Genomic DNA, 14,826 nt, shown 5'->3' with positions numbered 1-14,826 from the left:
GTTATGAATTTAAAATCCATCTACTAATCCTTCTCGTCACGAAGAGGGGGAGTAACAATTGCCCCAGTATAAAGCGTTCCGCCGCCTACACCAATGTAACTGCCGATACCAGGCTTGAATCCAGCAGACACACCACCTCCCCCACTACTCCACTGAACAGCCCCGCCCACATCTACAGGAGTTCCCGACGCAGTGACCGCAGTGACCTGAGCAAATGCCGTATTCGTCTGCGAGATCCCGGTTTGTAGAGGGCCCTCATTTAGGCCAATCGAAAAATTTCCAGAAACAACGCTGCCCCCACCGATCGATGGAACAAACCCCACGTTTCCTTGCAGTCCGAGCTGACCGGAACTCAAGTTTGCTACCACCCCAGCATCAGCAACAAGGGTAACGCCCGGGGTCATCCCGTTCCCAATCAGGGGGCCTCCAATCATGCCGGATCCTCCCACTGTGACAACCGCATCGCGTCCACCAATGAAATTTTTAACATCCTGTGCCGTTCGGTCAACAGCGCTTTTACCTTCGCCAACAAGCGCTCGACCAAAGGCAAATGACTTTTCCACGACAAGGTGCGTCGCAGCGCTCTTTGCCTGATTAACCAAGCTACTACAAATCTCACAGGAGATACGCCCATCCGGGTCAGTGAACCGATATGGATTGTTGTTCGCATACCAGTAGCGGTTGAAGTTGGCTGCAAGCACCGAGTCCGCGGCCACCGGATCCACGCTCAGGAACCGTCCCAAGTCTTGGTCGTAGTAGCGCTGCTGCATGTAGGTCAGCCCGGTCACCCCGTCCATGGCATGGCCGGTATAGCCAATGCCATCTACCGTCTTTCCAATAGGGCTGCCGTAGGGCTGGTAGTCAGTTCTCTCGACCACCTGACCAGCGGCATCCGTCACCGCGATCGGGCTGCCCAATGCATCGGTGTGCTGGAACTTGATGGCCCCTGCATTACGCGTGGCGAGCAAGCTGCCGTTGAGGTAGACGTATTCTGTGTTGCCTTTTCCACGCACCTCCGCGTAGAGCAACTGTCCTGCCTGACTGTAGGCCTGAACGTTCAAGGTAGACAGCCCGCCAGACAACACCCGACGTCCATAGGCGTCGTAGCGATACGCCTCTTTTCCCGTCGCGTCTCTGAGGCGATTGCCATAGTCGAACACAAAGGCTTGGCCGTTCTTGTTCTTCAGGTTGCCCTGCACGTCATAACCTAAGCCAATGACGGTGGCGCCTGCATTGTTCTGAATATTGGTCAGGCGGTTCTTGGAGTCATACCAATAGTTGTTCTCGCTGACACCCGGCAACTTGGCTGTCAGGATGTTGTCCAGCACGTCGTAGGTGTAGCGGTTCCAATGATCACCTCCGAAACGGGCGGAGCCCGCTTCCATGAGTCGATCCAAGCCGTCGTATCCCATGTAGCGATTCAGGCTCTCGCCACGCTGCTGATCAAAGATCCCGGTGACGTTGCCATTAGCGTCGTATTGATACTCGAAGGAAGCAACGTTGTAGTCGCGCACCTGCTGTGGCATCTGGCGCCCATTGAGCACCAAGGAATGATTTACGCCGTTGCCGTAAGTGAACTGGCTGGCCGCACCATTGGGGTAATAGGCAATCCCGGTGGCATAGTTGTTGCCAGCTTGGTCGCGAACGCCCGTCGGCTGACCCAGCGCGTTTGGTGCGTAGGTCACCGTTGTGCCGGTGGGATAGCTTTGGCTCGCCAAGGCCCCATTGGCGTCGTAGCCATACCCAAATGACCAGCTGACTCCTGGTTGTTGAGTCACCTCGGACAACAGCTGCCGACGTTTGTTGTAGTTGTAGACGTTAACGACTGTCGTGTTCCCGGCATCGTTTACTGTGCTTACGCGAGACGGAAGACCATCTGGCGTATAGTCCCAATCTTGATCACCATTGCGATCGGGGAATCGCAGCGTCTTGAGTCTGTTACGCGTATCGTAGGTGCGGGCGACACGCCTTCCACTGTTCGCTGCTGCATCCAGATCACAGCTGGTCGTGCTCGGAAGGTCCAGGCCGCTAGCCGACCAAGCCAGATTGCCAGCAGCATCGTAGGCCATAACCGTAGCGCCAGTTTCGGGTTCGATCACTTTGCATAGCTGCTGGTTGGCGTCGTAGACATAGCTGCGAGCTGCGAGGCCCACGCCATGCTCAACCGGCGGCGGAGCGACGACTTGCACAACCTGATTACTGGATTCGTTCCCAATGTCCCCGGCGGAGTCACGCATCCGCCAGCGCAGGTTGTAACCTCCTGCAGCCAGAGGCGCCCGCAAGTTGAAGTTGAAGTCCACGCTCGCGCCGGGCGCCACGTCGGAGGGAAGGCTAACTTCGCCGGGAGACCAGCCACGTGTGTCGCCGACCAACACGACGCGGTAGCCCTGACCTTGGCGCCATGTGATGTTACCAGTGTTTGTGAAGCGGACAGACCCGCTCACCGAACGTCCAGTCGATAGCTGGCCTGGCATGTTCTGAGACACGAACATAGCACTGCGCTGCATGGCAGGAATCGCCAGCACGCCCGATCCATCAATGAGGCTGTTCGCTCCACCAAGTGGCGATATCCCATGGATATAGAAAGGCTTACCTCCGTAACTGCGGATCAGATCCTCTGAAATTGGGATAGAGAAGCGGTAGTTGTTCCCCGATGAAGAGCAAGCACTTGCCACACCAGCTTCGCTTGAAAGGTTAGCAGCCGCACTTGCCACCATCGCGCCAGTGCCAGCAGGTCCACCCGCATACAGGTGAACATCAATCGATCGGCGCAGTCCTGCAGAACACGCCCAGCCGACGATCGCCTTGTTGTCTTGGATACCGTCGATTCGTCCTTTGATCACCGATGCAGGCACAGCTACCGCGCCCGATCCAGAAATAGTGTCGTTCGATGCGCCTACAGGAGACAGCCCATGTATATAGATGGGCTTACCGCCGTTCTGGATGATGAAGTTCTCATCGATGGGGAACGAAAATCGGTAGTTGCTGCCGGAAGCACTACAAGCGCTAGCAATACCGGAATCACTGGGCAACGTTGCGGCTGTCGCCCCAGCAAAGGTCCCGGAGCCAGCAGGCCCGCCCAAATACATATGCACATCAACAGAGCGATTCAAATACGTCGAGCAAGCCCAGCCAGATATTGAGCCGTAGGTGACGCTATCGATGTTGCCTTTGATCAGCGATGGGATGACCTGGACCATCTGTGAACCAAAAGCACCAAACCACTCTGTCCCTTCCTGCAGCATTCGCCAGACGAACTGATATTGCCCGGGAGTGGTCGGGGCAGTGACATTGAAGTTAAAAGTTACATTGCTATCAATGGAAACCGGGGCTGGCAGTTCCACCCGAGAAATTCCCCACGGGCTAACTGGAACCGAACTACCGCCGTAGCCGAGCTTATGCCCTATCCCGGAGCCCCATACCTGGTTCCCCACGTTCTGATAGGTAGCGCTCACGGCATAGGTCTGCCCGACAATCATTTGCGATGGCACACCGTAACTAAGCCATTTCGCTGAGTTTTGCGGGACGTCTGGACACACATTCCCTCGGCCTGCAGGGCTTCCGTCCGGACATTGTCTAGCTGCTTCTGCAAGACCCGGAAGGGTCACTAGCGAAATCACAACAATCGCTGCTCGCAGCAACCTAGAGACCTTGGGCTTTTTAAGAGCGCCTAGTTGACAGCTACCCAATACCTGCTGACTTGCTTCCATGCACTGGTTCATTGCGCGCCCCGCTCAATCTTTAGAGCTTTTCCGAAGACATCACGAGCAATATTCGTCCTGCTGGACTCTGGTAGCAGCACCCACACAGGTGCGTCATAGACCGGTTGGTCAAACACCTGGTAACCAGTGCGCGTCTGAGCACCACGCGGGTTGGTAACCAGCGTTTGCGCGCCAGGCAGATACTGCGTGATCGTGGTCAGCAGTCCTTGCTCACTGTCCTGCGATACCGCCGTGGGCCGCCCTACCACGTCGAACTCCGTCCAGACTCCGGTGCTAGCTGTCTCGTTGCCACTCGGATAGGAAGCAAAGACAGCCCGTCCTTCGTGGTCGTAGACAAAGCGCTTGACCCGAAGCGTTCCCGTGACGTTTGCCGCATCGTATTCCCGCGTCAGTAGCGGCTGCCATAGCGCATCGAAGTAGGTAACTTTTTGTGCGTTTCCAGTGGTCACGGTCTGGCGCCAATGGCCGGCACCGATGCCGTATTCGTCGCCACCCACTCGCTCGAACGCCTGTGCAGTCGAGTTCCAAGCGGTGCTGTCGCCCGATGGGTAATTCGTGGCGTTCAACCGCCCCATCGCGTCGTAGCCATACGTCGTGGCGAAGCCATTTTCGTCGTTGGTCTGACGGATCCAACCGTTGTCGTCCACAGAGGCGGACTTGGCCGTGCCGTCTGGATTTGCAACGGTTTGAGGGATGCCGCGCTTCCAACCAGACAAGGTCGTTGTGTTTCCTAAGCCATCCTTGACTTGGGCCAGGGTCCCATCGGGATTGTATGTGTAGCTTGCGACCAGCTTCCCGTTGCGCCACTCCGTTCGGGGCAATGCATTGCTGCCGTAATCGACCTGAGAGGTGACGATGCCGGTGTTGATGTTGCGAGCAATGGCAGTTTGCCCCAAGACCCAAGCACCGCGTTCGTCGTAATACGTGGTCTCGTCAGTGCGGCTGTGCCAGGGACTGAAGCGTTCGATCCGCAACGGACGGGCGAACTCATCGAAACACGGCTGGCCACTGCAATCGGCCACACGCCAAACGAACTGATCGCCATTGTCTATGGTCGTCACTTGACGGGCTGGCCGATGCTCTGCTGCCACAGTGTTATCACCCCAATCGCCCGCTGGATACATAGTGCGGGCTGCATAAGGCGAGGTGGACGCCGCTGCGTAGTCCGTCAGTTTGCTTCGCGTTGCACCCGAGCCGTTCCATCCGAAGTCTTGCTGAAGCAGCAACCCCTCGTTGGCCCGATAGCGATTACCAAACCGGTAGCGGGTGGTTTGGCCCGCAGGATCCTTGACCGTGATGTCTCGGGTGATGGGCGAACCGGCATTGCACTCGACGTATCTGGAAGGGTCGAGTGGTTTCGGGTTGGGACTTGGCTGCCAGCAATTGTTTGGTGTTCCATAGTTGTAAGACCACGTCAGGCCTTGGGACGGCAATCCCGGGCCGGAGATACGCCGACTGGTCACTGCCATGACATAGAACTGGTAAGGGATGTCTGAGTAGGCTTCCTGGATATGGCAGACTCGAGGCACCCAGGACCGACCCATTAGCATGGAATTGAGTGTGTAGTCGCTGCGAGCACCGGTGGGGGCAGTGATGCTTCCCACAACATTGTTGCGAGACCAAGGACGAATGTTGTCGCAGTCTGGCGGCTGGCTATAAGTCACGCGTGCACGAGACAAGGCAAGCAAATCGAACGTCCAGCCGCTGCCGTCAGGCAGCGTCACTGTATCCAGGGTGTCGCTGTAGCCGTAAGACCAGGTTCGCCCGCCTGTGGTCACGGAGGTGATGGTCTTGCCATCCCCTCCAGCATACGACAGGTCAATGCGACGCCCATCGCTGGCAACAATGCTTAGAAGCTGCCACGGAGCACCAGGATTCCAGTTGTATACCACTGTGTTGCCAAAGCGATCCGTCACACGAGTCGGATAGATCAGGACCTCTTCTCTCACCAAGTTGTAGTTAAGGCCAACCATAGGGACAATTCCGCCAACGGCGGCAGTTTGCATTGCACTTCCCGCGGAAATCGACTGAGGAGCTGGTGACGACTTGTGCAGTGCTGGGTAATGGCGTGACACCAAGTGATTGAACGAATACATCGAGCCTTGGGTGTCCACTAACTCAAACCCTTCACCACGAGCACCGGCTTCACTTGCACCATCCAGTGAGGCTAAGCATCGGATTGCAGACCCATCTTTTAGGACAATGGGATACGTCCTTCCATCTGCTGGCCTCAGGGCTCCAGCAGACGCTTGAAGAAGCTCTTGGTCGCCAGCACCTGGGCGGTATGCAAAGCTTCCCCGCCAATACTCCGGGGCATCGAAGAAACCGCCCTGGACCTCGATGACTGGAGGCCGACCGTAGAGGCTGCAACGGTTGTTGACGAGATCACGCGCGGCTTCAACAGTCCACCCGCTGCCAGAAAAGACCCCATGCATGTAAGGAATGTCCAAGTCCCAAAGCTTGAAGTGCCCTTTTGTAGGACTTCCGACTGAGAAGCGACGACCGATGCGCACCTGAAGGGCGTTGTTGCCCTTCAGATCCACGTCGGTTTGGACGATCTCCATCGACCCCGTGTAGAGGTTGATGTTGTCCCCGAAGAGCTGGTCGCCGGGGCTCTTCACCACTGCGCCCGATTGGATCAACTTGCCATAGTCGTCGTAGACATCCTCGGCGGCGCCTAATGCAGGGGACAATCCTGCCAAAGCAGCCAGTGCAAATCCAAACGCGCGCATCTGGCGCGGCTTTGTGCCCGATTCCATAGCATCTTCCAAGTTAATGACTGACCGAGATCCGAATAGACCTCATCGCTCCCACGAACTCGCGCTCACGTAAAGGCGAGGCATGACAACACATGCCCGGCCAAGCCATTGGCAGGTGTTCGTTATCAAGAATCCGGGGGTGCGCGAAGCGCGACCGCGAGGTCATTCCCCAATACCCCCACGCCACCTACGGTTGCGCGCCGCCAGTTCGTTGTCAACTGACCACCAGCCCCTGCTCGGCTCTGCATGAGCCGGGACCTAGATCAGCAAGTTCTTGACGTTATGAGGAATCGCTCACGAAAAGATATGCGATGAGCGATCTACCTACACTGGACTCAGAAATTTCTGACACAATTTTCAGCAGTAGTCTGACACAGCACAACGATGCCGTTGACCTGCTCGCAACACGCAGCACTTGCTGTTTTTGCCATTACGCGACTCGACGCGCGGGCAACTGCTGAAGGCGTTTGGTCACACCTTCCGAAATTAAGGACTGACGCTAGCGCTCGTTTGTTAGATACAAATGATGATCGCGCGCCACATCGTGGCAATAGTACGCGGCGTAACCCCACCACTCGCCCAGTTGAGCTGTCTTCGACTGTCTACTTTACCTCGTCAACTTGTGCGTTCCTCAGCTGGTAACGGTCTTGTCCGATGCTTGAATGGGTTGTGCGCCCCCCCCAAACAACAAAAGGAGATGCGCTGCTATGCGATTCCGAATCCTCCTCGCCTTATTGCTGCTCACAACACTAAGCGTTGCTGCCCAAGTGACCTCCTCCCCACGTTAGGTCCCAGCGAAACTGGAAAATCCGGCTTTGGGTGAGCAGGTGAATCGGGCGGCAAACTCGGCCGGCGTACATCGCCGATCGAGAAGTGCGTCCAGAAATGATTGTAATCGACCCTTCAGTGTTCGATCTTCTGGCGGGCTTCATAGAGCGACAGAAGCCAGTGCGTTTGAGGCACTCATCCCGGAAACTGCCATTGAACGATTCGATGAAAGGATTGCCTGTCGATTTGCCGGGACGGGAATAATCCATGGTCATGCCGTTGTCTTAGGCCCAGCGATCCATCGCCATCGAGATGAACTCGCTACCATTGTCGGTCTGGATGCGCTGCGGCAGGTAGCGTTGGTGACGCAAGCTCTCCATCACTGCCACCACCTCTTCGCCCTTGAGTTGCTTATTCACTTCGATGGCCAAACTCTCCTTGGTGAAGTTGTCCACGACAGTCAGGGCCCGGAAGCGGCTTCCGTCGAATAACGCATGTGCTGCAGCCTTGCGTCTGCACGGACGTTTGCGCCGCAGGTTGAGGCCCGCTGGGCAGTACAGGCGGCACACACGCTTGTGGTTGGCTTTCCAGCCTTCTCTGCGCAACGGCACGAAGATCCGCCAGAAACCATAGCGGACCCGTAAGGCCGGGATCTCTTCGATCCGTCGAGATAGTGGCGCATCATCATTGTCATGAGACTGGTAATACCACGCCGACCGACTTTGCTTGACGACCGCGCACGCCCGACGGACCCCAACCGGATACCGATCGACCAGATGGCCCACGAGCGTCTTGCGCTGAGTGGGGCTCAGAACTTTTTTGACAGCACGTCCTACAGCATCACCTTGCCCAGGCGCAAATCGGCAACCAGTTGCTTGAGCTTGCAGTTCTCCTCCTCAAGCTGGCGTAGCCGACGCAGTTCGACAGCACCGAGCCCGGCGAACTTCTTGCGCTACGCATAGAACGTGGCCTGGCTGATGCCCATTCTTGCGACAGATCTCCTCGACCGTTGTGCCGGTCTCGGCCTGCTTCAGAACAAACGCGATCTGCTCTTTGGTGAATTCCGACTTCTTCATGGCGACGGGCCCGCTTGGGCCTGAGTGTCGCTGAATTCTCTAGTTCTGGCGGTCCAAGTTATAGGGAGGAGGTCACCGAGCATAGTCCGCGCCAAGCAGCAGTGCCCGAACGTGAGCATGCACCAACTGTTTTGTTCGCAAGGTGCGCTTGACAAGCCGGCAGCCCATCACGGTTTGCAAATCAATGGGCACACGTTGGACGAACGACCAGCGGCCGGTGGACGACCGGCTCAAATGATGAGGGATGCGCATGCGAGTGTTTCCTCCGCATGCTTCCTGCCTTCCAATCAGACCAAGTTAGATTTTTATATTCAAAATCAATGATTTGGAGGCAACTGGCGGAGAGAGTGGGATTCGAACCCACGGAAGGTTTGACCCTTCGCCGGTTTTCAAGACCGGTGCCTTAAACCGCTCGGCCATCTCTCCGATGTTGCTGCGCGCGACCGCCGAAAGCATCGGTTGTCACGCTGGCGACCCGCATCGCGCGGGTGGCGCCTGGCGGTGACCGCACGGGCGTCCATGTGCAGAGCCACCACTCCCGGGATTGCTCCCGGGCGCGCATTCTCGCATGCCCGGGCGCGTTTTGCTTGGGCACTACTCGCTTATGGCTGGCGCAGCGTAGTGCGGCGCTAATCGTGGCCGGCCACTGCACGTGGTGGTCGGCGGGATGCACCTAAGCATAGATGCAGCCTGCCGAATGTCTGAGGCGAGCTGACTGCCGAGCAGCTCGCTGGCTGCCAAACAACCGGGCAGCCAGCGCAGCGGCGAACACAGCCCTCAGCTTGCTTCGGTCACGACTGCTCAGCCTGCCTCGGCCACCGCCAAGCGCGGCGCAGTGCCAGCGGCGCGCTTGAGCTTTTCGGCCAGTTCGGCGCAATTGCCGCCGCAGTCCAGGCGCGAGCGTTCGATTTCCTGCGGCAGGTGTTCGGCCAGGAAGTCGATGAACACCCGCACCGCCGGCAGCAAGCCGCGACGCGAGGCGAACACGGCGTGGCAGATGCCCTGTGGTAGCGACCAGTGCGGCAGCACCACTTCCAGTTCGCCGCTGCGCACCGCTTCGGCGCAGACGGTCTCCGGCAGCATGGTGATGCCGAAGCCATCGCGCGCCATCGACTGCAGCAATGGGAAATCGAAACCGGCCAGACGCGGCTGCAGGTCCACGCGACGCATCTCGCCGTTGGGGCCGTGCAGTTCCCAGCGCTGATGCGCTTCGTCTTCGCTGGTGCTCATGGTGGTGTGGTTGGCCAGCTCGCTCGGGTCTTTCGGGCGACCGGCGCGGTCCAGATACTTCGGGCTGGCGACCAGCAATTCCTGCACCTGGCCGAAGCTGCGCATCACCAGGCTGCCGTCGTCGTCCAGGCGCGAACGCACCCGTAGCGCGATGTCGTAGCCCTCGTTGATGACGTCGACGCGGCGGTTGCTGATGTTGAGCTGCAGCCGCACCTTGGGGTACTTGGCCAGAAACTCCGGCAGCAGCTTGGGTAGCTGGATCTGCGCGAGCGAGACCGGAACGCTCACCCGTACAAGACCGCGCGGCTCGGCGCTGAGACGATCCACCACCTCGCGCGCGGCCTGGGCTTCGGCAAGCATGGTCTGGGCGTGCCGGTGCACGCTGGTGCCCACGTCGGTGACCGCGAAGCGGCGCGTGGAGCGTTGCAGCAGGCGCACCCCCAGGTCGGTTTCGAGTTGGCTGATACGACGGCTCAGGCGCGACTTGGGGATCCCGAGCGCACGCTCGGCGGCAGCAAAGCCACCGTGGTCCACCACCATCGCGAAGTAGTACAGGTCATTCAGGTCGTGCATGGCGCAGGTATCCATGGATAGAACGATAAGTGATATTTAATCACCTTTATCCCAACAGAGCAACGACCTAGTCTTCGCAGCGACTCGGTTGCCCAGGCCCTGGCATCGCTGCAGGAGCCGGAAAAAAGAAAACGGGACCTTCGCAGGTCCCGTTTTTTACTCGCCGTTCTGGATGCTGCTGGTTACTGCGGGCTGCAGCGCTACGCAGCCGCCCGCAGCAACCAGGCTGCAGATCGGCCTTGCGCGCCGGCATCGACGTCACGCAAGGCGCGTTGCCGCGCATTGGAGCCGATGCGTAGCGCCCCAGCCCAACGCAAGTGAGATCAGCCGATCTTTTCCAGCCCACCCATATACGGACGCAGCACCTGCGGTACATCGATCGAGCCATCGGCGTTCTGGTAGTTCTCCATCACCGCGATCATCGCGCGGCCCACGGCGGTGCCGGAACCGTTGAGCGTATGCAGCAGTTCCGGCTTGCCGCTGGCCGGGTTGCGCCAGCGCGCCTGCATGCGGCGCGCCTGGAAGTCGCCGCAATTGGAGCACGACGAAATCTCGCGGTAGGTGTCCTGCGACGGCAGCCAGACTTCCAGATCGTAGGTCTTGATCGCAGCAAAGCCCATGTCGCCGGTGCACAGCAGCACCTTGCGATACGGCAGGCCGAGTTGTTCCAGCACCACTTCGGCGCAGCGCGTCATGCGCTGATGCTCGGCATCGCTGTGTTCCGGCGCGCAGGCGGTGACCAGCTCCACCTTCTCGAACTGGTGCTGGCGGATCATGCCGCGCGTATCGCGGCCACCGCTACCGGCTTCGGCACGGAAGCACATCGAATGCGCGGTCATGCGCAGCGGCAGACGCTCGGCGTCGACGATCTCGTCGCGCACGATGTTGGTCAGCGGCACTTCCGAGGTGGGGATCAGATAGCGCTTCTGAAGACCATCAACCACACGGCTGAAACCGCTCTGATAACTGCCAGCCACTAAATCTGGCGAGGGCGTAGCGGACATCAACGTATGCAACCGCTGAGAAGCTACATCTGTTAACTCGGTATCGACAACCGAGAACAGATCCTCTTCGAACTTGGGCAACTGCCCGGTGCCGCGCATCGACTCGGCATTGACCAACAGCGGCACATTGGTTTCTTCGTAGCCGTGCGCGCCGACATGCAGGTCGAGCATGAATTGCGCCAGCGCGCGATGCAGGCGCGCAATCGGACCGCGCAATACGGTGAAACGTGCGCCCGACAACTTGGCGGCGGTTTCGCTATCCAGCCAGCCGTGCGGTGCGCCGAGTTCCACATGGTCCTTGACCGGGAAATCGAAGCTGCGCGGCGTGCCCCAGCGCGACTGCTCGACGTTCTCGCCCTCGTCCTTGCCCAGCGGCACATCGTCGGCCGGCAGATTGGGCAGGCCCAGCGCGATGGTTTCCAGCTTGGCGCGGATCACGTCCAGCGCGTCTTCCGAAGCCTTGAGCTCATCGCCGAAGCCGGCCACCTCGGCCATCAGCGCGGTGACATCCTCGCCCTTGGCCTTGGCCTGCCCGATCGCCTTGGATCTGGAATTGCGCATGCTCTGCAATTCCTGCGTGCGCACCTGGATCCGCTTGCGTTCGCTCTCCAGCGACTCCAGTTCCGCAGTGTCCAGGGAGAAACTGCGCGTGCTGCGCAGGCGCTCGGCAAGGTCGGCGGGATGTTGGCGAAGCAGGGCCGGATCTAGCATCGGAAGTCTGTGTGTCGGTGAGGAGCACTAGATTATCGCCTGTTCCGCCACCTGCTGCGATCGATTCACCGGGGCTATGCCAGAATTACCGCGATCCTTCAGGTGAGCCCTATGCCCGCGCCCCGCCCTGCATCCGATCGTCAGATCGTCCTGCGTCTGCCCCGCCACACCCTGAAAATCGCCGGTATCGCCTTCGGCGCCGGCCTGCTGCTGTTCCTGCTGGTGTGGGCCACCGGCCGCAAGGACGATTTTTACAAGGCCTCCCCGACACAGCCGACGGCTGGCACGCCGGCCGCCGACGACACCATTCAACCGCTGCCGGCGCCGCTGCCCGCCCAGGACGGCGCCAGCGACATGCCACAGGCCAAGCCGCCCGAACAGGCGCCGACCCTGGTGGAGACCGCGCCACCGGCGCCGCCTGCACCGGCTCCGTTGCCGGAGAACACGGTACCCGGTGCGCCAGGCACTTCGGCGCCGCCTAACGCGCCAGTGGCAGGCGGCAACCGCCCGGTCCCCATGCAGGGCCAGATGCCACCACCGCGTTATCCGTCGGCAGCACTGCGGCGCGGCGATGCAGGCGATGTGGTCGTGCGTGTGGACGTCGATGCCGCCGGCAATCCGGGCGGTGTGACCCTGGTCAAGCGCAGCGGCTCACGCGATCTGGATCGCGCCGCAATGGAAGCGGTACGCCATTGGCGCTTTCACCCAGCCCAGCAAAACGGGCAGCCGGCTGCAGGAAGTCTGGATATCCCCTTCGAGTTCAAGCCGGCGCAGTAAGCACGGCACGCCAGCTGGACCGGCGGACTGGGGCCGCCACCACAAGCACGTGCAACGGGCTGTTTTGCAAGGAATTAGCTGGCGCTGCCCCGACGATTGTTGGCAGTGCCATCGCGCCATCGGCGCCTCACCAAGCTGAACGACTACAGCGTCGTAACAGTGACGCGGGCATCCGCCTTAGCTGCCCCTCAGGCAGCGCCGACCAGACTGGCTGCGTCATCCCAAAGATGCGCCAGGAGGCGGCCATGTCCTTCACCTCGAACCCCTCGTCACATCACACGCCGTCACTGTCTCGCTCTGCCCCTAAAGCGTCCGGGCGTCGGCAGGACATGCAGGACGACGGTGCCTCGCCGTGGCTATGGGCAACGCTGCTGGCCTTGTTGGTGGTGATCCCGGCGTGGTGGTGGGCCCGGCATGGCGATGAGTCGCTCGCCACCGACATCCGCCCTGCCCCTGCTGCGAGCCGCCAGATCCTGCCCAGCGCGGATGGCCCGCGCGCGATGACGATGATTGCGCATCAGCCGGTGCGCGCGGCGATCAACAGCGTGGATGCCAAGCCACTGCCGGGTAACACGATGCCCCGCTACCCGGCCGATGTTGCGCGCGCCGGCGTTGAGGGCAGCCGCACCGCACGCCTGCAACTGGACATGCAGGGCCAGGTGCGTGCAGTGACCATCGTCGACCGCAGCGGCAGCAACGACCCGCGGCTGGACGCAGCGGTGACCGAGAGCCTGCGCCAGTGGCGTTTCGAACCGGCCACGCGCGATGGCCACGCAGTGGTCAGCAGCGTGCAGGTGCCGGTCGAGTTCAGCGCAGAGCGCTGAGCCCGAAACCGGCGCCCTGCGCCAGCGTGTCGAAGTCCGGGAACGAAGTAGCGACGTTGGCGATGTCGTTGACCTGCACGGCGCCGGTCGAAAGCTGACCGGCAATGGCGAATGCCATCGCGATACGGTGATCGCCGTGGCTTTCGATTACACCGCTGCCAATGGGGCCGCCGTGAATCGTGGCGCCATCCGGTGTTTCATCGACCCGCACGCCGAGCGTGCGCAGACCGGTGGCCATGGCGGCCAGACGATCGGACTCCTTGACCCGCAGCTCGGCAGCGCCGGTCACGACGGTCTTGCCGTTGGCGGCCGCAGCGGCCACGAACAAGGCGGGGAATTCGTCGATCATGTCCGGCACCAGCGCCTCGGGAATCTGCGTGCCCTGCAACGGCGCATAGCGCACGCGCAAATCGGCCACCGCTTCGCCGCCGTGTTCGGCATGGTTTTCCTCGCTGATGTCCGCACCCATCAAGCGCAACGCAGCCAGCAGCCCGGTGCGCCGCGGATTCAGGCCCACCGCGCGCAGTACGATCTGCGAATCGGGAATGATGCTGGCAGCCACAATGAAAAACGCTGCCGACGAAAAGTCCGCAGGCACCGCAATGTCGGTCGCACGCAAACGCTGGCCGCCACGCAGGCGCGCCTTGCCCGGCGAGAACGCAATCTCCACACCGAACGCAGACAACATGCGCTCGGTGTAATCGCGCGTGGGATGCGGTTCGGTCACCGAGGTCTCGCCCTGGGCGTAAAGACCTGCCAGCAGCACGGCGGATTTGACCTGCGCACTGGCGACCGGCGACACAAACTCGATGCCGTGCAACGACTGACCACCGTGCACACGCAAGGGAGGCGTGCCGTCGTCCTGGGTCTCGATGCTTGCGCCCATTTGCGCCAACGGGCCGGTCACGCGTCGCATCGGCCGCTTGGACAGGGACGCATCGCCGACCAGCACGCTGTCGAAGCGCTGCGCGGCCAGCAGGCCGGCGAGCAGGCGCATGCCGGTGCCGGCGTTACCGCAATCCAGTTCCTCGGTAGGCGCCTGCAAGCCGTCCACGCCGACGCCGTGCACGATGCGGCGCGATGCCGATGGGGTGTCGATCCGCACGCCCAGCTTGGCGAAGATGGCTGCGGTGGAGCGTGTGTCTTCGCCTTCGAGAAACCCATCGATCTGCGAAACGCCATCGGCGAGCGCGGCAAACATCACCGCACGATGCGACACCGACTTGTCGCCGGGAATGGCCAACGTACCGCGCAATGCGCTGCCTTGCTGCGCGATCCAGTGTTGCGTGCTGCTGCTCATGCGAATGATCCGATTGCTGCGCCGCCATGCAGGCGATGCGCTGGGTAAGAGATGACAGCGCCGTCATCGCCAGAGCGGCGGC

General features: G+C 60.5%; 7 protein-coding genes, 1 tRNA gene and 2 pseudogenes. 2 read left to right on the top strand and 8 right to left on the bottom strand.

Annotated features, from left to right (window positions below; all coding sequences use genetic code 11):
- Positions 1 to 23 precede the first annotated feature (23 nt).
- From FHY18_RS09830 to serS, 7 genes and pseudogenes are all read right to left on the bottom strand, one after another.
- Positions 24 to 3,344 (bottom strand): RHS repeat-associated core domain-containing protein, encoded by a 3,321-nt coding sequence (locus tag FHY18_RS09830; protein WP_259153781.1) that lies wholly within the window; start codon positions 3,342 to 3,344, stop codon positions 24 to 26.
- 374 nt (positions 3,345 to 3,718) lie between these two features.
- Positions 3,719 to 6,493 (bottom strand): RHS repeat domain-containing protein, encoded by a 2,775-nt coding sequence (locus tag FHY18_RS09825; protein WP_259153780.1) that lies wholly within the window; start codon positions 6,491 to 6,493, stop codon positions 3,719 to 3,721.
- Between the two features lie 772 nt (positions 6,494 to 7,265).
- Positions 7,266 to 8,325 (bottom strand): annotated as a pseudogene (locus FHY18_RS09820) (IS3 family transposase).
- 75 nt (positions 8,326 to 8,400) lie between these two features.
- Positions 8,401 to 8,577: pseudogene (locus FHY18_RS09815) on the bottom strand (DUF6538 domain-containing protein); the annotation flags it as partial.
- Between the two features lie 84 nt (positions 8,578 to 8,661).
- Positions 8,662 to 8,751 (bottom strand) — tRNA-Ser (locus tag FHY18_RS09810).
- Positions 8,752 to 9,126: 375 nt separating this feature from the next.
- On the bottom strand, positions 9,127 to 10,143 hold the full coding sequence (locus tag FHY18_RS09805) for a LysR family transcriptional regulator (RefSeq protein WP_007964080.1): 1,017 nt from the start codon (positions 10,141 to 10,143) through the stop codon (positions 9,127 to 9,129).
- 308 nt (positions 10,144 to 10,451) lie between these two features.
- Complete coding sequence (gene serS / locus FHY18_RS09800; protein ID WP_259153779.1) at positions 10,452 to 11,843, bottom strand: serine--tRNA ligase; 1,392 nt, start codon at positions 11,841 to 11,843, stop codon at positions 10,452 to 10,454.
- Between the two features lie 111 nt (positions 11,844 to 11,954).
- On the opposite strand from serS, the gene FHY18_RS09795 reads away from it, so the two are divergent.
- Positions 11,955 to 12,620: an energy transducer TonB gene (locus FHY18_RS09795; protein ID WP_259153778.1), complete on the top strand. Its 666-nt coding sequence runs from the start codon at positions 11,955 to 11,957 to the stop codon at positions 12,618 to 12,620.
- 245 nt (positions 12,621 to 12,865) lie between these two features.
- Positions 12,866 to 13,444 (top strand): energy transducer TonB, encoded by a 579-nt coding sequence (locus FHY18_RS09790; protein ID WP_259153777.1) that lies wholly within the window; start codon positions 12,866 to 12,868, stop codon positions 13,442 to 13,444.
- Here the strand turns inward: FHY18_RS09790 and aroA are convergent.
- Positions 13,428 to 14,744 (bottom strand): 3-phosphoshikimate 1-carboxyvinyltransferase, encoded by a 1,317-nt coding sequence (aroA, locus tag FHY18_RS09785; RefSeq protein WP_259153776.1) that lies wholly within the window; start codon positions 14,742 to 14,744, stop codon positions 13,428 to 13,430. The genes FHY18_RS09790 and aroA overlap by 17 nt on opposite strands.
- Between the last annotated feature and the right edge of the window lie 82 nt (positions 14,745 to 14,826).

It is taken from the genome of Xanthomonas sp. 3793 (assembly GCF_024806835.1).
GTDB classification, from domain to species: domain Bacteria; phylum Pseudomonadota; class Gammaproteobacteria; order Xanthomonadales; family Xanthomonadaceae; genus Xanthomonas; species Xanthomonas arboricola_F.
Note: the sequence above shows the minus strand (reverse complement) of the source record. Positions and strands in the feature narration are given on the sequence as shown.